This is a genomic window from Halomonas sp. A40-4 (assembly GCF_015767635.1).
Classification (GTDB): domain Bacteria; phylum Pseudomonadota; class Gammaproteobacteria; order Pseudomonadales; family Halomonadaceae; genus Vreelandella; species Vreelandella janggokensis.
On sequence record NZ_CP065230.1, the window covers coordinates 791,606 to 811,093 of the forward strand.

At 53.3% G+C, this 19,488-nt stretch carries 18 protein-coding genes and 1 pseudogene; 12 read left to right on the top strand and 7 right to left on the bottom strand.

Going from position 1 to position 19,488, the window contains the following annotated elements:
* Window positions 1-108 precede the first annotated feature (108 nt).
* Window positions 109-713, top strand: a pseudogene (locus tag IT895_RS03775) (GMP synthase (glutamine-hydrolyzing)); the annotation flags it as partial.
* A 178-nt stretch (window positions 714-891) separates the two neighbouring features.
* Here the strand turns inward: IT895_RS03775 and IT895_RS03780 are convergent.
* Entirely contained in the window at window positions 892-4,845 is a 3,954-nt protein-coding gene (locus IT895_RS03780) for a hypothetical protein (protein WP_199284741.1), read from the bottom strand.
* Between the two features lie 156 nt (window positions 4,846-5,001).
* Here IT895_RS03780 and IT895_RS03785 point away from each other — a divergent pair, with 156 nt between their 5' ends.
* A complete protein-coding gene (locus IT895_RS03785) occupies window positions 5,002-5,343 on the top strand; it encodes a DeoR family transcriptional regulator (RefSeq protein WP_233337346.1) in 342 nt (113 codons plus the stop codon).
* A 60-nt stretch (window positions 5,344-5,403) separates the two neighbouring features.
* Here the strand turns inward: IT895_RS03785 and IT895_RS03790 are convergent, their stop codons facing one another.
* Window positions 5,404-5,766: an EamA family transporter gene (locus IT895_RS03790; protein WP_233337347.1), complete on the bottom strand. Its 363-nt coding sequence runs from the start codon at window positions 5,764-5,766 to the stop codon at window positions 5,404-5,406.
* Window positions 5,767-5,865: 99 nt separating this feature from the next.
* Here IT895_RS03790 and IT895_RS03795 point away from each other — a divergent pair, with 99 nt between their 5' ends.
* From IT895_RS03795 to IT895_RS03810, 4 genes are all read left to right on the top strand, one after another.
* Window positions 5,866-6,777 carry a LysR family transcriptional regulator gene (locus tag IT895_RS03795; protein ID WP_233337348.1) on the top strand — a complete coding sequence of 304 codons (912 nt, stop codon included), beginning with the start codon at window positions 5,866-5,868 and terminating at the stop codon, window positions 6,775-6,777.
* A gap of 79 nt (window positions 6,778-6,856) precedes the next feature.
* On the top strand, window positions 6,857-7,783 hold the full coding sequence (locus IT895_RS03800) for an Rpn family recombination-promoting nuclease/putative transposase (RefSeq protein ID WP_199284743.1): 927 nt from the start codon (window positions 6,857-6,859) through the stop codon (window positions 7,781-7,783).
* A gap of 368 nt (window positions 7,784-8,151) precedes the next feature.
* Entirely contained in the window at window positions 8,152-8,973 is an 822-nt protein-coding gene (locus tag IT895_RS03805) for a type IV toxin-antitoxin system AbiEi family antitoxin domain-containing protein (protein ID WP_085920278.1), read from the top strand.
* Window positions 8,957-9,892: a nucleotidyl transferase AbiEii/AbiGii toxin family protein gene (locus IT895_RS03810; protein ID WP_199284745.1), complete on the top strand. Its 936-nt coding sequence runs from the start codon at window positions 8,957-8,959 to the stop codon at window positions 9,890-9,892. The genes IT895_RS03805 and IT895_RS03810 overlap by 17 nt, the downstream gene beginning before the upstream one ends.
* On the opposite strand, the gene IT895_RS03815 is transcribed toward IT895_RS03810, so the two are convergent.
* Entirely contained in the window at window positions 9,885-10,751 is an 867-nt protein-coding gene (locus IT895_RS03815) for a LysR family transcriptional regulator (protein ID WP_199284746.1), read from the bottom strand. The two genes, IT895_RS03810 and IT895_RS03815, sit on opposite strands and share 8 nt — an antisense overlap.
* 89 nt (window positions 10,752-10,840) lie before the next feature.
* Here IT895_RS03815 and IT895_RS03820 point away from each other — a divergent pair, with 89 nt between their 5' ends.
* From IT895_RS03820 to IT895_RS19500, 3 genes are all read left to right on the top strand, one after another.
* Window positions 10,841-12,073 (top strand): MFS transporter, encoded by a 1,233-nt coding sequence (locus tag IT895_RS03820; RefSeq protein ID WP_199284747.1) that lies wholly within the window; start codon window positions 10,841-10,843, stop codon window positions 12,071-12,073.
* 385 nt (window positions 12,074-12,458) lie between these two features.
* Entirely contained in the window at window positions 12,459-13,988 is a 1,530-nt protein-coding gene (locus IT895_RS03825) for a C69 family dipeptidase (protein WP_233337349.1), read from the top strand.
* Window positions 13,989-14,174: 186 nt separating this feature from the next.
* Complete coding sequence (locus IT895_RS19500) at window positions 14,175-14,288, top strand: alpha/beta hydrolase (RefSeq protein ID WP_199284748.1); 114 nt, start codon at window positions 14,175-14,177, stop codon at window positions 14,286-14,288.
* 50 nt (window positions 14,289-14,338) lie between these two features.
* Here the strand turns inward: IT895_RS19500 and IT895_RS03835 are convergent, their stop codons facing one another.
* Window positions 14,339-15,259, bottom strand: a complete 921-nt coding sequence (locus tag IT895_RS03835; protein ID WP_199284749.1) for a DMT family transporter — start codon at window positions 15,257-15,259, stop codon at window positions 14,339-14,341.
* Window positions 15,260-15,352: 93 nt separating this feature from the next.
* Here IT895_RS03835 and IT895_RS03840 point away from each other — a divergent pair, with 93 nt between their 5' ends.
* Window positions 15,353-16,261 carry a LysR substrate-binding domain-containing protein gene (locus tag IT895_RS03840; protein ID WP_199284750.1) on the top strand — a complete coding sequence of 303 codons (909 nt, stop codon included), beginning with the start codon at window positions 15,353-15,355 and terminating at the stop codon, window positions 16,259-16,261.
* 29 nt (window positions 16,262-16,290) lie between these two features.
* Here the strand turns inward: IT895_RS03840 and IT895_RS03845 are convergent, their stop codons facing one another.
* The 3 genes from IT895_RS03845 to IT895_RS19320 all read right to left on the bottom strand — a co-directional run bounded on the left by IT895_RS03845 (window position 16,291) and on the right by IT895_RS19320 (window position 17,314).
* The gene (locus IT895_RS03845; RefSeq protein WP_199284751.1) at window positions 16,291-16,443 is read right to left on the bottom strand and encodes a helix-turn-helix domain-containing protein; all 153 of its coding nucleotides are present in this window, start codon (window positions 16,441-16,443) and stop codon (window positions 16,291-16,293) included.
* Window positions 16,444-16,527: 84 nt separating this feature from the next.
* Window positions 16,528-16,932 carry a helix-turn-helix domain-containing protein gene (locus IT895_RS19315; RefSeq protein WP_325073188.1) on the bottom strand — a complete coding sequence of 135 codons (405 nt, stop codon included), beginning with the start codon at window positions 16,930-16,932 and terminating at the stop codon, window positions 16,528-16,530.
* Window positions 16,856-17,314, bottom strand: a complete 459-nt coding sequence (locus tag IT895_RS19320; RefSeq protein WP_233337351.1) for an AraC family ligand binding domain-containing protein — start codon at window positions 17,312-17,314, stop codon at window positions 16,856-16,858. The genes IT895_RS19315 and IT895_RS19320 overlap by 77 nt, the downstream gene beginning before the upstream one ends.
* Window positions 17,315-17,420: 106 nt before the next feature.
* On the opposite strand from IT895_RS19320, the gene IT895_RS03855 reads away from it, so the two are divergent.
* Window positions 17,421-18,230: a sulfite exporter TauE/SafE family protein gene (locus IT895_RS03855; protein WP_199284752.1), complete on the top strand. Its 810-nt coding sequence runs from the start codon at window positions 17,421-17,423 to the stop codon at window positions 18,228-18,230.
* A 270-nt stretch (window positions 18,231-18,500) separates the two neighbouring features.
* Window positions 18,501-19,406, top strand: a complete 906-nt coding sequence (rhuM, locus tag IT895_RS03860) for a RhuM family protein (protein ID WP_233337352.1) — start codon at window positions 18,501-18,503, stop codon at window positions 19,404-19,406.
* The last annotated feature ends 82 nt before the right edge of the window (window positions 19,407-19,488 follow it).

Consider the following 19,488-nt stretch of genomic DNA (forward strand, 5'->3'; position numbering starts at 1 on the left):
ATCACTTATCGTCGGGGGAGAGCTTTTCATACTCATTAGCGCAGAGAAGCCGAAAAATCATTCGAGCCTTTGTCATCGGAAAGTAGACTCGGCGAGTTCTCGTAATGAGATACCTTCTACAAGCACATGGGTGTGAAGGTCATTTTTGTGGACGCGGAAGAGCTGTTCCTTGGCAACACCTTTATCGATGTATCCGATGAAGAGGCTAGCAAGATCGATGTCGTCGAGTTCCTGGATCAGGGACCATCTACCTGGATATGATTGAATCCGCCGCCTCTAAAATCGGCAAAGCGCACGTGATGAAATCCCAACACAACGTAGGTGGTTTACCACCACCCATCCCTGCCCCCGGCCTGGGCGTGCGTACCCTGGGCGAAGTGAAGAAAGAGTACGCCGACATCCTCAGGGATGCCGACGCTATCTTCATCGAAGAGCTGTGCGCCTCTGGATGGTACGAAAAAAACCAGCCAAGCCTTTACGGTGTTCCTGCCGGTGAAATCCGTTGGCGTAGTAGGCGACAGCCGCCGCTACGAATGGGTCATCGTGATACGCGCGGTAGAAACCATCGATTTCATGACCGCCCGCTGGGCGCACCTACCCTATGAGCTGCTGGAGAAGGTCTTCAATCGGATCATCAATGAGCTGGAAGAGGTGTTTCGCAGGTGACTTATGATGTGAGCAGCAAGCCTCCTGCTACTGTTGAGTGGGAGTGAATGATTGAGCAGGGCCAGTTCAACGCATCCAGCCCTGCTACATTTGTCGCCTCACATGAAAGCCTGCCCTTACCGGCAGGCTTTTTTGCACGATGCTGCCAGAAGGACTGACTTTAGATAGCAGAAACATAGAGCTAAGAGCTGCTTATGCCAATTTATACTGCTGGCAGAGCTAGCATCAACGCGACAAGTCGAGCACTACAACTTCAACTCGGCCCGTCATCACTGCTGAATGCTGGTCAAGCGCTAATTGTAATTCAGCGGCGTTGCTCGGTTTAGATCCAAAGCAGGGCCGTGTTGGCACACGGTAGCCGGAACCAAACCAGAAGATGAGGAATACGCCCTGTCCTTGGGCCTGCCAGTGGCTTGTATAGAGTGCTTCCAACTGATTATCTATCGCTGTCCATAATTTTGGGTGCTGTTGTCTCTTAGCTTCGACTGGTAACCATAGGCCGTTATGTTGAAACACAATATCTGCGCGCTTATCCTGCGGCATGTCGGCCTCGTTGGCGGGATAGATCGAAAGGGGTGCAAGATGGCCGCGTAATAGTGCAACGGTTCGGTCGCGACATTCATTCTCAGAGCGTGGATGGCCGTTATCGGTCCAGTACAAGCTGACCTCATCCTCTGAGCTGCCGCGTAATCGCCTGGCTAGTTCTCGCATTTCGTCGACCACTATCGAGCACAAGTCGGCAACGCTGTTTGGTGGGCCAGCGTCTAGTATCGTCTTTATCTGGTCCAGTGTTGGCGGATAATAGCTTTCGTCAGCCTGCTTCTGCCACTGCTCGGCAGAAACCATCCGCAGCGCCCATGTATAACTATCCTCGTGCGCGTCTCGTAGTGCTGTGAGCGCCGCTACGGCCTCAGTAGAGACATCGCTTCCCAGCCTAGTAATTAGCGTCCGGATATATTCCGACGCATCCCAAGGGTTTACATCGCCTATCATCTCCGAGTTTGGCCAGCTAACCTGGGGCCATTGCTCGCGAAAGGTAGCTATCAACCAGGCGAGCTGGTTGATCGACAGGAAGGAGCCGGTTCCATCGTAACGCCTACCATGTCCAGATCGGTCTCGGAAATGCCAAAGCAACTCTGGCTCGATCTCATTGCCCAGCCATGCGCGCGCCACATCGAAATCTACGATTAGCGCTATCGCCTGCCAATTCCGCCGCCGTTCGTCGTCAATTTCCCTCTTTTGGCGATCTACAACCAATTCCCGGAGCGCGTCACGGCGGTTTGAACGCAGCAATCGGTCGATCATTTCTGACTCTGCCTCAACTGACATGTCGGGGTAATGGGTTAGCCAGTTTTCGGCGAGATCAGCGCCGAAATCACCATCATCGCTATGCATGAGCGCCCAAAGATGATCTACATGCTGAACCTGTAACTTCAATTGCGGCTGGATGTAGAGACGCACTACCTGTTCCCATCGACCACGTTGCTTCAATTCGGATTCGACTTTGGCCGTGAGTTCCTTTAGCCCAGCGTGGTCACTGATAGCCGTATGCCAGCACTCGAACAGGCCGGCAGCCAGCCGCTCACTGCTAACTCCTTTGAATGGCTCCGACAATGTTCTTACTCGTTCAGCGATTGCCGCAACGATAATGTCGCCTGACGGCCAGCGCATACTCTTGGCGTAGCTCAGTGCTATTGTTTTCGCGTTCGGTCGTGGTGGGTAGGCTTGAAGAAACGCCTCGAATCCTATGCGCGTTGCCGCTGAAATTTCCTCGCCCAGCCACTCCGCAACACGCTCATGTGCTGGCACGTCGTCGTCAATATCATGGAAACGTTTGAGGTATGCCTGTGCTGGCGAGAGAATCCATCTAAATTGTCCCGATTTGACTTTCTCTATATTGGCAAAGAAGTCGCGGCGGTGCTCCGCGAACTTGGCAGCCTGCTTTGCCCTGCGCTGTCGTTTATTTTCTTCCTGCTTGCGCTCCCATTCTGGAATCTTTCGATCGGCTAAGTTATCAACCCAGGTGAGCAGGTCAGGCCGGTGCTGGGCGAAGGGCTTGGCCGCTTCACGAAGTGCCTTACCCTCCTCACCCCATGTTCGGCCAAGCATAATAATTTCTCGCCAGCGTTCGTCGGTGCGATCATTGGAGTTCAACGTTTGTAGCAGACTAATAATTTCAGCCTGTGTGGGATGCAGGTCGATGATCCCAAGCTGCAGTGGCCAAGCTCTCTGCGATATATTTTTGTAGCCCGCTTTGTTAATTAAGACATGCCGTTGGATTGCTCGGCGTACTGACGGATTCTCATTTAGCCATTCTCCAATTTCCCTGCCTTGGTCGCGTTGATATGAAGCTGGCCTATCGAACGGTTCGAGCCATTGCCAAAGCCGCAGCGGCTCCACTGGATGGTCACTCTTGAGCCTCCTGAGCACCAAAGCATATTGAAGGTCAATCAAACTGTTTTCTTCGATATCAGCATATTCGGGAAGGAGTATTTCGGCCTGAATGGCAAAATGGTCAAGTAAGCCGTCTAGCCTTGCTACGGGAACCTCTCTGGCAAGATGGTAAAATAGTCCGAGTACAGTGTTGCGCTCTGCTTCAGACCCAATTGGGCATACAGAAAGCCCATCGTGGGCGAAAACGATTGCTACAATCTGCTCATCGCTGAAGGCCTCCACACCGATATCATCAATCAACTCGTACGCGAGTCGAAGTGCATCCTTCCTTACTTGTTGCCGCAACTCTTCCAGAAGCATAGGCCAGTTCTCGCCACCAAGTGCAACCAGTACTTGAGCGCTTTCATGGCGTATACCGTAGGGCTCGGCCTCATCAAGCATGAGCTCGCGTAATAACGTGCGTTGGCTCTCAGCCGTTGGTGCACCTTTGAGTTGCTGCAACAAGAATGCCCTTAGTCCGAATTCGGCCCCAGAGTTACTAATTACGCGTGCAACTTCACTCATCAGAGGCGGCGTTACCAACGCCGCCGCGCGGTATTCCTGCCAGCCGCTGAATCGCGGATTATTGGCAGAGAGCCGTTCAAGTGCCGTAAATAGCTGACGTGCCTGCTCGGGCGCTAGTGCCTCCGCGTCGCCATATTCGACTACACCCATCGGATCGGCGTCGATCACCGCGTTAGCTAATTGCGGATCACGTGCCAGCCAGGCATGGAGGCCGCGCAGTGAAGCGGGCACCAGCCCGTGCGACCGGAACAGCCTGAGAAGACGTTGTCGCTTCGCTCGTGTATCGGCCCGCGCAGCTAGCCAGCGCGCGCCGACAAACTCACCGATGCGGCGATGGGCGTAGGTCAGGCCGTCTAGATCAGTTGCGAAAAGCTTTGTGTTTGCCGCCAACTTCACATGCCCGTTATCAAATGCCTCAACCTCTGCAAGTGGTAGTGCCTTGTCAGCGTGATCAATCGCACCGCTCGGTTGATCGATGATGCGTGCATTGCTTGTCAGTATCAGAGCCGAAAACGCTGCGCCCGCTGCATCAAGAACCGTATTATTTGGTAGCTCGATTTTCAGCCGGTTATGCTCTTTCCTGAGCGTATCGATAGCGTCTTCGAAAAGAGCTCCGCTGGTTGCTGGCAACAGCCGATCTTTAGGCAGGGCAGCTACTAGCTTTAATGTCTGTGGGTTTCCGAGGAAGTCGAGGCCGAACCGCACGAAATGATCAAGTAGCGTTCGTGCACGCTTCGCGTCGCCTAGTAGAAGTTGGGTGAGCAGCTCGTACTGCTCATCTTCGTCGAGCGGTGAGAGGTGCACTTCCAGCGGTGTCACATCTTCATATTGGTCGGCTATTGCCTGCGTTGAGATAGCAGCACGCCAATCCGCTACTCGGCAGCTGAAAATGAATGGAGGGTAATTGAGCTCTCCTAGCTTTTGCAGTACTAGATCGACCGCATCGCCATCGGATTGAGCGGACACCTCATCGAGCGCGTCGATAACTAGACGTTTATTGTCGCCGAGAAGAGTCTCTGGCCGCGGCCGATTAATCAACTGCTGCGCGCGGCAGAAAGCGTTGCCTTCTTCTGCGCTTAGCTCCTTAAGTAATTCGGTTTTCCCCATACCAGGCTCGCCAAGCACGACGATTGGTTCACGGCGCATAAGCAGGTCTTCTTGCTTTAGTGGGTGCTGCTCATTTTGGTCGGCAAACCACAGCTTTCTCTGAAAATAGCTCACGCGCAATCTCTCTTGTTCAATTGAACACCACCGCTAATACCTAGCCTATCATTTGTTATAGTGGGATAGATGAGAGCGACCATAATGTCGCGACAAAGCGCTTAATATGATCATCGCGAAATCGTCCAGAAAGGCTGCCTGGATATTACAGCCTGGTTGCTGTGGTTTCTGTATATCCCGAAAGAAGCGCTCGAACAGGCGTCATTGAGAATCGACTGTGTGCGGATGAAAGTCACCTTCTGGCAGCGCCATGCCACCACCGTGCTGAACGAACGGCAAATCAAGGTACTGAACCGTTTATTGGATACCGCAGGGGAGGAGTTTGAGCAGGGCATTAACGCCCGCAAGTACCAATCGCTGGCCAAGGTAAGTAAAGCCACCGCATCGCGGGATTTGGCAGAGCTGCTGGAGAAAAGCTGCCTTTCCAAGCTACACGGTGGTGGGCGCAGTACGCGTTATTCGGTGCTGCTTGAGCGGGAAGTAGATGGCACCTTGTAGTGGCGATCGCTGCTATTAAAGGTCGAATCGCCACTGAGTAAGTGCGAACTATCTCTGCTGTTAATACTGCGCTAATCCTACAAGCTTGGGTCGCTCGCCAAGTAAAACTAGCGAGAGCCCGAGGGCGATGGGGACCATCGCGACCGCGCTAACAGGCACCACGATAGCGAAGGGCGATCGAGATAGCCCTTGGTAAAGCAGCCAGGCCTCAAGAGCGGAGCCGATGCCCGCCAGCGCGCCCCATATCCACACGCTTGGTTCCCAGGTGGAAAAGAGCAGTGCGCCTGCAAAACCGACAAGTGCGCCGCCCAGATGGGTGTAAAACGCAATATTGAGCGGCGGGTAAAAACAGGCGAGCAAGCCATTGATAAAGTGTGTACTGCCGAGCAGCACCATGGCGCTTAGCGCCAGGGCGATAGACATGCGGGCTCCTGGTCACGATGATAAGGAAAGGGCCAGCATAGAAGCCGCTCACATGCGGCTAGAAACTCGATTAAGTCATGGTCACCATGAGGAGTTGTGATGATCAGAGGGGCGGATATCTTCATTGCCCAACTTCGCGCGCTGCTTGCAATGGCGGAAGCGCAGTCTTATACCCGTGCGGCGGCGCGCCTTGACGTTAGCCAGTCGGGCGTGAGTCATTCCATGCAGGCACTGGAGAAGCTGGCGGGTGGCCCGCTGATTATCAAAAGTACAGAAGGGCTGGTACCCACCGCCCTAGAAGAGTTAGTGCTTACTAGCGCCAGGAAGGTGGTAGTTGAGCTTCAGGTGTTAAGCCAGCAGGTGGGGCAGTTTCATAACGAGGCGGATGAAACGCTGAAAATAGGTGTTATTCCCAGTGCGTTAGCGGGATGGTTGTCGCCGCAACTTTCGAGCTTAACGAGCCGCTACCCGGAGGCGATTAGCCTTGTACTGGAAGGCATGGAGGAGGAGATAAAGGAGTGGGTGGAAAGCGGAGTGGTCAATATGGGCGTAACGACCGATGTGACGCAGCTTAATGTCACCTACTGGCGTGAGCACTTTGATTGGCAGCGGTTAAAAAAAGACGAGATCGTTGCCGTACTGCCCGAAAATCACCCACTCAGCAAACAAGCCAGCGTGACGGTGGCACAGTTAGCAGAGTACCCGCTGGTTATGTCGTCAGGCGGTTGTGAGGCGCTTATCCAGCAGATATTTGCCCACTCATTGGAAGAGGCCGAAACCTTCCAGGTGGATTTTTGGGTACGCGATACCTGCACGTTATTGCAGATGGTCGCTGGCGATGTCGGGGTGAGCTTTGTGCCCACATTAGCGTTAACAAGTAAGTCAATGCCCGGTGTGGTGACGCGCCCTTTATCGCCGAGGCGGGATCGAAACCTGATTGCCTTTTGGCCGAAAAAGCAGCCGCTTAACCGGATGGGTAGGCAATTATTGAGTGTGTGCAATGCTTTGTAGGCTCTTCATCACAACGTGTGAATGTTTTACGGGTAGCTGAGCATGCTATTCTGGCGTGGATCGATTGTCAGAGGTCTCCATGGTCAACAACCATCACGATACCGGCTATAAAGAGCTGTTCAGCTATCCTGAGTTTGTTCAGCAACTTATCGAAGGCTTTGCGCCTGCTGAGATTGCCCGGTTAATGGACTTCTCCACTCTGAAAAGCCATAGCGGCAGCTACATTACGCCGCTGTTCGAAGAGAAAATTGAGGACGTGGTGTGGTCAGTCAACGTTAACTGGCAGGGGATGGCCCAAGAGGTCTATCTGTACATCTTGTTGGAGTTTCAGTCCTCGGTGGATCGCACAATGCCGGTTCGGCTGATGCACTACGCCGCTTGCTTCTACAGTGAGTTGCTCAAGCAGAAGGTCATCACACCCGGCCAGGGTTTACCGCCGGTATTTCCGGTAGTGCTTTATAACGGCTCAGAGCGCTGGTCAGCATCGTTAGACCTCTATGACATGATCATGCCGGAACCACCGGGTCTCCTGCAGGTCTACCAGCCACGGATGCGTTATTACCTAGTCGATGAAGGGCGCTATACTGATGAACAGTTAGGTTTGGTACAGTCGCCGCTAAGCGGGGTGTTCGGTATCGAGAAGGCCTCCACAAATCGCCAGGGGCTTCAGCAAGCCGTGGATCGAATTGTGGCGATTATTCAGGCTGATCCTCACAAAGAACGTATCGACAAGATTATTACCCGCTGGCTTAAACGCCATCTGCAGCGGCTCGGGGCTGAGGTCGACCTCAATCAGCTCAACAGTTTGGTGGAGGATAAAGACATGTTGGCAGAAAATTTGGAAAACTGGGCTCAGCAAGAGCGTCAGGAAGGCGAAAAGCTGGGTATTGAGAAAACGGCCCGTAATCTGCTCAAGCTGGGAGTGCTGAGTGATGAGCAGATTGCTGAAGCGACAGGCTTGGCGTTACGTGAAGTGGCTAAGTTGCGCACTGAAGGTGAGCACTGACCAGCTCTCATTTCCGTATTCCCGCTTCACACATAAAGCGAAAGGGCAGTCCAAGCGACTGCCCTTGCTGTATTTGGCTTCTGAGGATGACAGGTATCCCCATGCCATGAAAGAACCTGATGCAATGGTTCATATTCAGTAGTGAATGGCTGTTTAACGTGAATCAGCAGTGCGCGCTTAGCAAAACAAGCTAGTGGCAACCTAATTTCCTTTTGGTCTAAACGGCAGCCGCTTAACCCCGTGGGTAAGCAACGCTTGAGGGCGAGTTCAGGATAGATCCAGAAGGCTCACCCATAGTGATTAAAAAACCTTTTCGGTAAACCTCGCATTCACTGGACAGAGTTTTTGAAAGCCGTATTATGTTCACTATGAGTGAACAAAAATCGTCAAAATTAAACCAGTTGCTAGCCAGCCTCGGAGACTCTGATTTAGTCTCCAGCCGCTGGCTGCAGGCGCATGGCTATTCGAGAAGCCTTGTGGCGCGCTATGTCTCCAGCGGTTGGCTGGTGTCCCCGGCGCGTGGTGTCTATCTGAGAAAGGGAGGGCGGTTGCAGTGGCAGGGCGTATTGCGAAGCCTGCAAGAGCGCGAGGGCCTGGCATTATACGTCGGTGGGCGTTTCGCGTTGGCAATGCAAGGGTATGAGCACTACCTGCGCCTGGGCGAAGCAGCCACGGTAACGCTTTATGGGGATGCCCGTCCGCCCGGCTGGCTCAGTCAATTGGCACTGCCTGAACGATTTGAGTTCTGCGGCAAGCCTCCCTTTGACTGGCCGTTGTCTGATTTCACTGCGGATACGCAGAAGGATCAGCTACCTGAGCAGGGCCTTAAGCGGCTAGAGGTGCTTTCTGGTGCGGGAGCCATCGTTTGTTCCACGCCGGAGCGCGCGATACTGGAGCTTTGCGATGGCCCCGCTGGCGCGGCGCTGGTCTACGAAGCTGATACGCTTATGCAGAGTTTGGCAACACTGAGCCCAAGGCGGTTGACGGTGTTGCTGCGCCATTGCAGCAGCATCAAGGCAGCACGACTGTTTCTCGCCTTGGCGGATCGGTACCAGCATGCATGGCTTAAACGAATCTCGTTAGAGGGGGTGGATCTCGGCAGCGGTAAACGCGTTCTGGTGCCCGGTGGTCGTCTACACCCGACTTATCAGATCACGTTACCGAGGGACTTGGATGAGCACTTGGGATAAACGCTACACCGACCGCGTACAGCTACTTGTAGATATTCTCCCAGTGTTGTCACTGGAGCCTCGCATTGCGTTGAAGGGCGGAACGGCGATCAATCTGTTCGAGCACGATCTCCCTCGATTATCAGTGGATATCGATCTTACATGGCTGCCGACTCACGGTTTCGCTGAAGACGCCGCCGCGATTGATAATGCGCTGAACATGCTGGCTGATGCGTTACGGACTCAATCAAAAACAATGCGTGTGCAGCCGTCGGCGACTCAAGGCAGTCAAGGTATCACGCGGTTGATTGTCAGCCGCGGCAGGGCACTTGTGCAGATTGAAACCACACCAGTAATGCGGGGCACGGTGCATCCAGTGCGTGAGATGGATGTTCGGCCGGTGGTGGAGGAGGCGTTTGGGTTTGCTTCTGCACAGGTGCTGAGTTTTGCCGATTTGTATGCAGGAAAACTGGCAGCAGCATTATCGCGTCAGCACCCACGCGACTTGTTCGATGTAGGACTATTACTGGATGACAAGCGAGCTGATAGGACGCTTTGGTACACATTCCTGGTCTATTTGACCTGTAGTCCAAAACCCGCCTGGGAAATTCTTGAGCCGCAGATGCCTAAGGATTTTGAAGATATTTTTCAGGCTCATTTTAAGGGCATGACGTCGGAGCCTGTCACTGCGCATGAGCTACTGAAATATCGGGAACGGCTATTGGTACGTCTTGCTGAGTGGATAGATGAGCCTTCGCAAGAATTTCTGTTCTCCATCGAAGATGAGCAGCCGGAATTTGGTCTGATTGGTCTGCCCCAGGCTCGCGAACTGCCCGGCGTTAAACGCAAGTTGCAGAATTTGAGTCGTCGTTCCGAGGATAAACGCCGGGCAGACAGACTTCAATTAGAACAAGCGTTGTCGCGGCTTTGGCCTAAGTAATTACATTGCAGCGAGCACGCACATAGTTAAGAAACTCGGTCACAGTCTGAGACGTTCTTAAGTCGGTATGCATTAGTCCCCACATGGTCGTGCTCAATTCAGGGATGATAGGGCTGATTCGTTTGATGCCCGCGCCTTCTTTTTCCAGATACGTCGGTAACACCGCTGCATAGTCGTAATTGGCAACCATAAAGTAATCCATAAGAATCGAGTTGCTTTTTAATAGCCTGCCTTTAAGTAGATTGTTTTTTGAAAACCATTCGCTGAGCAGTGGGTAATGCATTTCCGTATTGGGCGCAATCCACGAAATATCGCTTTCCAGCCAGTCAGTATGTTTGCTCTCCTGTGAAACATAGACAGCCTGGTCAATAGGCAGGATTTTCTTGCCGATAAGCGTTTCGTTCGGGCTGACCACAGGGCGAAAAGCGATATCTGCGTCACGTGCCTCCAGGCTCATGAGTTTGTTGCTGACGATGACGCTTATGTTCAGCTCTTTGTATTGGCAATTGAAGTCGTGAATGATATTGCCCAACAGGCCATACATTAATGTATCTGTGGTAGTGACCGTCAGGTTGCCGGATAATGTTTCTTTGGCAGAGTAAAGTTTTCGCTGGGCATAAAGCACTTGTTTTTCGATTTCCTTTGCACTTCTCACCAACTCTAATCCGGCAAGTGTTGGCACATAAGCATTATCTTCACGATTAAAGAGCTTTACCCCACATTTTCCCTCAATGTCAGCCAGTCGCCTGTAGATGGTGGCTTGGCTGACATGGAGCTTGCTCGCGGCTTGTTTAAGTGCTTTCTCTTCAGCGATCGCGAGCACAACTTTAAAGTCATCCCATTTTAGATTCTCAATCATGAAAAACTCGTTCTCATTAATGATGGTTTACATGCTGATCATGGGTGGATAGCGTTTCGATAAACGCTTTAACAGAAATTAATATTGCCATGAGTGAAACGCAACAAGCTTTTCCACTGATTTCTTCACAGCAGAAATTCAATGCCATTCTGGTTGCCGCCCTGTGTGTTGTCACTGCCGGTAGTTATGTCACCTTGTCGGGGTTGTTGACGTCACAGCTAATTGAGGAGCTTGGTTGGTCGTCCCTGAATACAACCTTTGGCATCACCGTCAATATGATCCTTTATGGTGCGACGGCACCCTTCGCCATTCATTTGATGGAGAAGCATGGGATCAAGAAAATTGTCATCGCAAGCCTTGTGATACTGTTGGCTGGCGCTTTGGTCTGTACGCTGAACTCAAAGATAATATTCAACCTTGCATGGGGTGTTTTGGTTGGGCTGGGTTGTGGCGCGTTAACGATGTCGTTTGGCGCTCTCTTTGCTCGTTCCTGGTTTGAGAAAACGGGCTTGCCGACAGGTATATTGACGGCTTCCTCGGTGACGGGGCAATTTGTGTTGCTCCCCATTTGGGCCAAGCTGGCTGATGAATTTGGCTGGCGAGCGCCATTAATAGGCTGTTTTGTCTTGACCCTGATCACATTGTTAATCGTGGGTTTGCTGCTGAATGAGAAGTTCTCGGCGGCGAGGACGGTGACGGCTCATCATATTAAGCCGAATAGTACATTTCTTGATGTGTTTATCAGTCTGAAAGGGTTTGTGAAGTGCAAGAAATTCTGGGTCATCGCATTAGCCTTTGGCATGTGTGGCGCTACCACGAATGGCCTGATGTGGAGTAGCTTTACCCCTGCGGCATCGTTAGAGGGGATATCGGTAGCGGAATCATCTTATCTGCTCCTGATAATCGGTCTTTTGAATATTCCGGGCACGATTGGGGCAGGGTGGCTTTCAGATAAAATCAATAAGCAGGCGCTGCTGGCCGTTATCTTCTTTTTGCGGGGCGTGAGTTTGATTTGTCTGCCTTTTATTTTGTCGCAACCCGTTGGCTGGGAGCTGATAGCCTTTGCCGTCGTGTTTGGTGTTTTTGATGTTGCAACGGTGCCTCCGGTGATTACTTTGTGCAATCACATCTTTGGTGATCAAGGGCCTTCGGCCTTTAGCTGGATCAACGTGGCTCATCAGGTAGGCGCCGGGTTGGTTGCTTTCTTAGGCGGGTTAATTGCCTTTATGACGGGATCATATTTCGCACTGTGGTTTATCGCGGGCGGGATTTGTTTCATCGCCGCTGTGATCGTGCTTAGCCCTTATCATAGCGAGAAGTAAGGCCGTTTTACGTATCTTGCGCGCGTGGGCAATAGCATTTCGAAGGCTGATAACGCCGCGGTTAGTGCTCTTTCTGCATGTCGCCTACTCTCGGCGAGGGTTGATGGTGGCTAGATAGACTTACCTGTGATCTAGCGTTGCCGCTACTTCTGGCACCTATCCGCGACGGCAGCGAGGCGCTTCTGGGCTGCTATGATAGGTAGGCATTGCCGCATTCCTAAAAACATTGCGCAGCATTTGTTAGCGTAGCGCCTGGGTCAGTGGCCGATATCCTATGCCTGGAGCAGAGAGATCATCGCTGCTGGTCTTTTACCTCTACGTTGTGACCCGAAATACTTCAGTTTTCCATGACTTCAGGAAGTTGTATCAACACGGAGTTAAAATTATGAGAACACGCTATTACTTAAAACCGGCCATGCTGGCCGTGCCGCTACTCGCGCTTAGCCCGGTAGCCTCGGCAAGTTATGCCTACTATGTAGGCAAGAACTTGACCGACGAGGGCGCCGTTATGATCGGTGGCACCGGTGAGGAAGTCTCCAGCCACTGGTTGGAGATCATGCCTGCCGAAGATCACTCAGCTGACGATACAGTGAGTGTTGGTGTCACCGCTGATGCCGGCATCCCCGGTGAGCTCATCGACATTCCGCAAGCCGAACACACTTTCCGCTACCTGTCGATGTCGTATTCCGACTATGAGGGTTTCCCTGCACCGCTCACCAACGGTGGTATCAATGAGCATGGAGTGGCCGTTCGTGACGTCTGGGCGACCAACCGCCAGGAACTGATCGACATGACGGAGACGCCGCAGCAGGGCCCTCAATACAGCGACTTGGCCAGGCTGGTGCTTGAACGCGCCGAGACAGCCCGGGAAGGTGTCGAGTTGATCGGAGAGTTAATTGATCAATACGGCTACTCCACCTATGGCGGCAATACGCACCTCATCGCCGATGAAAATGAAGGCTGGGTTGTTTGGGAGTTTGCTGGCAGTCAGGGGCTGTGGGCCGCCGAGCGGCTTGGTGATGATGACGTACGTGTGCTCTATCCCGGCTATATTGAAGACTTCCCTGTCGACTTCGAGAACGACCCCGATTACATGGGCGCCGACAACCTGATTTCCTTCGCCGAGGAACAGGGCTGGTACGCAGGCGAGGGTGATTTCAATGTGTTTGACGTCTATGGCCGCCAGGATACCCAAGCGCGTACCGGTGGCTACAAGTACATGTCCCAAGCAGACGTGGAAGAGGCCCTGCGCGACTTGGCGCCGATCACTGAGCGCGAAATGATGGCGCAGGTTCGTGATCATCGTATCGCTGACGATGAGGCGGGTTATGGTCAGGTCGCCACCTTGAAGGCCAACACGGACGCTGATATGCAGCAAATCTGGGTGGCGCCCACCGGCTCGTTAGCGGCTCCCTTTATTCCTTGGTGGCTCGGTGTCCAGGAGGTCCCAATGGAATATGGGCAGCACCGCTATCTTTCCAAGGGCGCCGCGTCTACCTTCCTCAACCCCGATTTTCAGGTGCAGGAAGCCAGTGATTTTGCGGGACGTCGCTTCAAGCAGGTCATGTACCTGATGTGCGAACAGCCTGAGCGCTTTCACGGCTCTGTTACCGAACTCTTGGAAGGCTTTGAACAAGATAGCTTCGATGACCTGAACTGGGTGGAAACCTCCGCCAAGACATTGATTGATCAGGGTAAGCGTGACGAAGCCAGGCAGTTGCTTACCTTCTACAGCCAGCAGCGCGCCGATGACGCACTCGCGCTGGGGGATACGCTATTGGACTGGCTGAACGCTTCGCTTGAGCTTCATGATCAGCGCCGCCGCCCAGAGGGCGTTTTACCTAATGACCAGGGCGGCGAGACCGTCAATTGCCTGGTTGACGCCGATCCGGATAAACCCAGCGACGCTCAGTAACTAAAGCCTGCTTTTGTCCGTGAAAAGAAACGCCTCCTTGGCTCGATGCTGGGGAGGCGTCTAAAGGGAGGCATCCATAAGTTCGGCTAAGGAGATGTCAGTTTGCACACTGTATTAGGTGGCAAAGGCTTTCCCGTTTTGCTGATGGCTGGCTTCCCGCATAGCTAGTATACGTGGCGCCGCATCATGCCCATACTTGCCGACCATTTTTATGTGGTCGCAATCATTCAAGATTGCGGTCATTTCATGCCTGAAGAACAGCCGGAAGAGATTGGTGCAAAAATGGTTAAATTTTTTTAAAGGCTGAGTAACGTCTACTGTGCCCCTATCGAGACATTCCTTTTGCGAGATTAAATACGCTTTTGACGCAACACCATCAAACCGGCCATTAAAATCATGCCCATTCCCAGCCAAGTCATGGCATCGGGCACTTCGCTGAATAGCAGATAGCCCCAAAAGCTGGCGAAGATGAGGTAGGCGTAATCAAAAGTGCCGATCAACGCCGAAGGGGCGATTTGATAAGCCCTTGCCACCCCGGTATTCACAATGATCAGCAGTAGCGCGTAGGCGCCGATGATCGTTAGTGTTATGGCGTCTAGCGGTTGCCAACCGGCAAACAGAAAGGGCGCACGTTCAGCAAGCGATGCTGTGCTGTTGATTGCGACCAACACGCTGAAGAGTGTGCCTGCTACCAGGAAGGCTAGATTTAAGCCCAGGGTGAGAAGTAAGGGATGCTCTCTTTGGCAGTGGTGGCGAGTGACCAGCATGGCTAGCGCATAAAAGAGGGCGGCAAGCACGGGTAGCAGTGCGGCAGGTGTGAAGGCGTCGCCGCCAGGCCGCAACACCACCACCACACCAAGGAAACCGCAGAGTATGCCCAGCCAAGCCTGGCGTGAAAGATGCTCGCCCGCCCCAAAAGCAGCCAGCACGGCAATAAACAGCGGCGTGGTGTAAATAGCGACCGCTGCCACTGAGAGTGGAATCAGCGGCAGTGCTGCGTAGTAGGCGATCCACATCAGTAACAGAAGCAGGCTTCTTATCGCCACCCAGCGGCGTGATTTTACCTTGGGGCGGGGGCCTGAATGGCCAATGATCAATCCAAAGAGTAACGACAGCGATAGTGCTGAGGCGATGACATAGAGTTGCCATAGCGACATACTGGCACTTAGATACTTAACCAGGGCGTCGGTCAACGCCAGCAGAAAGACAGCCCCAATGATAAGGCTTATGCCCTGTAGGATATTATCTTGTGGTTCAGCGGTGACCTTCATTGCAGCGTTCCAGGTATGAATTCCGCTCTAGAATGCCGCTGCCTCTAGCCGTGCTTCAAACGACTTCTGCGTCACAATGTATGAGCTCAGATTATGGATAACGTCATCAAGTCTCTTCCGCCGCTGGCGACGCTGCGCCCCTTTGAGGCTGCCGCCAGGCTTGAAAGTTTTTCGCGCGCGGCCGATGAGCTACACCTTACTCAGGCGGCTATCAGCCGACAGATCCGTGCGCTGGAGGAAGACCTTGGCGTGATGCTTTTCGAGCGCCGTCATCGCCGTGTGTTTCTTACCAGCGAGGGGCGCGAGTTTGGCCGTACGGTCTCCCAGGCGCTGGAGAGTATTGCTATGGGAGCTCAGGGGCTGCGTGGCGATCCGGATGATAAGCGCGTCGTATTGTTCTGCCAGTTATGCGAAGCGTTCTATTGGCTGATGCCACAGCTGGCGGACTTCAATCGACGCTATCCTGACATTGAGATACAGCTGGCGACCTCGACACGGCCGATTACCGAATTTAGTGGCCGCTTCGACATTGCGCTGCAAACCAACGGACGACCCAGCGGGAGCCATCGTGTGGTGTTTACCGCCAAGGACGAGATATTTCCGGTCTGCAGCCCTGCTTACCTGAAAGGGGCCGCTACGCCGTTGAGTCTCACTGCGTTGCTGAACCAGCGGCTACTGCACCACCACGCTGAACCGCCGGACTGGCTGGAGTGGGATGATTGGTTTCGTGCCATGGGGCACTTTGAGTTTTCATCAGCGGAGAGCACTGTGTTCGATAGCTATCCACTGTTACTGCAAGCGGCTGTCGCGGGGCACGGTATCGCCTTGGGTTGGCGGCGCACAACGCAACGCTTAATTGAAAATGGCGAACTGATCCGCCCGGTGACAGAGAGCTTGCACCAGCACGATGCCATCGCCTTATACACTCGCCAGGGCGCACCTCAACGCCAAGGCAGCGAAGCATTACTTGGTTGGCTGCGAGAGGTGTTGAGTCATGAGTGATAATAGGGCTTGTTCGACGCAATAGCTGTTCAAAAACTGCCGTCCGGCAAAGAGCCTCCGTCTCGATCCCGGCTGATCTCAGAATCAGCTTCGCCGTTTTCGATATTGCGGAGGGTGCTGCGAGTGATGCCTGCACGTTTCGATAGTTCGATAGCCGTCAATTTGAGTAATTTAAGGCCCATGAGAGTTTTTGTGGGCCTTTAAATGCTCACTGTGGGTCAGGCTGGGCAAGATCGTGAGTATTTAATACCTGAAACAACGGCTTTTTACTCTTCATTCGGGCAACTAGCTGCCCGAATGAAGGTCGTTGGAGACTGACCAAGCACCTTGCGAAACATGCTGGAGAAAGCGGCTGGGCTGTCGTAGCCGAGCTCCAGTGCGGTTCGTGTAACGGAGCTGCCGGAGAGCAGTCTGGGAATTGCTGCCATCAGGCAGGCCTGTTGGCGCCATACGCCAAAGGAGAGTCCAGTCTGCTGACGGAACAGGCGATTGAAGGTGCGCTGACTGCAATGTAAATGCCGCGCCCACTTCTCCGTAAGGGTGTGAATGCTCGGCTGGCCGAGAAACTCTCTGCACAGGCGGGCGAGGGGAGGGTCATGGGGCAGGGGCACAAACAGTGGCAGGGCCTGAGCCTGTTCCAGTTTCGTATAGGAGTAGTTGCGCCAGGGCACCGTCGCGGCCGTTTTCCTTATAGAGCGCGGGGATGTGGGCGGAAGCCAGCAGCAGGTGATGCAGTAGAGGTGTCACGACTAGCACCTCGCAGTTGGGCGACGTACGTGGTGCGACGTGAGGCTCGATATACAAGCTTCGGGTGCTCACCTCGTTCATGCGCACTTGGTGCCGCTTGCCCTCCGGCAGCCAGACGCCGCTGAACGGTGGCACCATCCAGGTGCCGTCATCCGTGTTGACTTCCATCACGCCTGTCATGCCATAGAGAAACTGGGCACGGCGATGGGTATGAAAGTCGAGCAGTGTGCCGGGGCTATAATCAGTGCCGATGGCTACTAGGGGCCGTGCTACATGGTCTACGTCTGACAGGGGAATATTGAGCATTGTCGTCAACTTGGCCGAAACACAATGATTATTGTCCAAATGGCGAATGTCGGCCAGCCCTCACCGGAATACCGTTCCTCCTGTTGAGTTCATCAGGAGAGTGCCGGTGTATAGCGTATTGCTACTTTGTGGCGGGGTGGCGGGAGTGACCACCGTGTTGTTCGGTTTCGGTGGTGGGTTTGTGGTAGTTCCTTTGCTGTATACCCTGCTGATTTCCGTCCATGGGCCGGATAGTGGTATCGGTCAGGCGGCCATGCATATCGCGGTGGCCACTTCGACCGCGCTGATGGTGTTTGCTGCTTCCCTGTCGACATGGCGCCACCATCTAAGGCAAACCGTGCAATGGCACCTGGTGCGGCCGCTGGTGGGCTATATCGCCATGGGGGCCGTGCTTGGCGCGGCGGCTGCCGTGTCGTTAAGTGGGGGTTGGGTGCGCTGGGCCTTTATCGGCTATCTGGGCATCACGATTATGGATGCTGTGCTTAGACCCGGTTTTCTGCATCAGGCGGAGAGTGATGTGCGTCCTATGGGGTGTGGAGTAACGGCAGTGACGGGGACATTGATTGGTGCGGTGGCCGCCTTGCTGGGCGTGGGTGGCAGCGTAATGACAGTCCCGCTCATGCGCCGTAGAGGCGCAAGTATGACGGCAGCTACTGCCATGGCCAATCCATTATCGTTGCCCATGGCGGTAAGTGGCACCGCGACGTATGTGCTGCTGTCTGCAAATCACCCAGCGTTGGGGGAGTGGTATGCCGGTTATGTGGAGCTGCGCGTGTTGCTGGTGCTCGCGATAGGCTCATGGGTCGGTATTCGACTGGCGTCGATATGGATCGGGCGCATTCCTGATCATATCCATGCCGGGGTGTACCTGCTATTGCTAACGATGGTACTGGCAGTGATGGTTTTTGTGCGTTGAAGTGTCCACTTTTATTTGGCAGGATCATGATAATATTAAGCTGTATAAATAATCAGTTATTTGGTAAGGTTTACTTAATCTCTGATAACAGGCGTGCTTTGGTAGGCAAAGGTGAATATTGCTGCATTGAGTGATGCTTGCTTTGGAGATGCATGGGGCTTGATGTAAACCTGGGAGCCAACACTCATGAATGACCAGCAAATACAGATATTTACCAGTGAAGATGGGCAAGCACACCTGGAGGTGACCCTGGAGCAAGAGACCGTTTGGTTGAGCCAGGCGCAGATGGCCGAGCTTTTTAGCACCAAGCGCCCAGCAATTACCAAACACTTGAGTAATATTTATAAGAGCGGTGAACTGGATGAAGACAGCACATGTTCCATTTTGGAACATATGGCTGAGCATGGGCAGAGATATCGCACCAAACACTACAATCTTGATGCAATTATTTCGGTGGGGTATCGGGTTAGCTCCAAGCGTGCCACCCAGTTCCGCAAGTGGGCCACGCAAGTATTAAAAGACCATTTAGTTCAAGGCTATACCCTGAATCAGCGCCGCTTAACCGAGCGTGGCATAGAGTTTGAGCAGGCTCTAACGCTACTCAGCCGAACCTTGACCAACCATGGTCTGGTTTCAACAGAAGGAAAAGCGGTTGCTCGCGTGATTAGCGATTACGCGCGTTCCTGGAGTCTGCTACAAGGCTATGATGAACAGCAATTAACCGAGCTAAACATCAAGCAGCCCGGTATGCACTCGCTGGAGTTGGACGAAGCCTTGAGAGCCATTGGGGAGTTGAAGCAAACCTTGATCGCCAAAGGCGAGGCAACCGAACTGTTTGGGCAGGTGCGGGGCGATGGTTTGACGTCGGCTTTGGCCACCATCGAGCAAGGTTTTGGAGACGAACTGTTTTACCCCAACGTGGCCACCCGAGCGGCGCATCTGCTTTACTTTGTGGTTAAAAATCATCCATTGGCCGATGGAAATAAGCGCTGTGGCTCGTTTCTGTTTCTATGGTACCTGCGCCGCAATGCATCGTTATTGGCTCGACCCGTTGAGCAACTGATCAACGACAACACCTTGGTGGCGCTAGCGTTGTTAGTGGCTGAAAGCCTGCCCGATCAGAAAACGCTGATGATACGGTTGATAGAGCATTTTATACTGTTGAAAGAAAGCTGATCACCGAGCCATTACGGCTGAGGAGAGTTCTTTGCGGGCTCTGTCTCCGGCTCGATCACGATTTCATGCGCAAGCCGCTCTT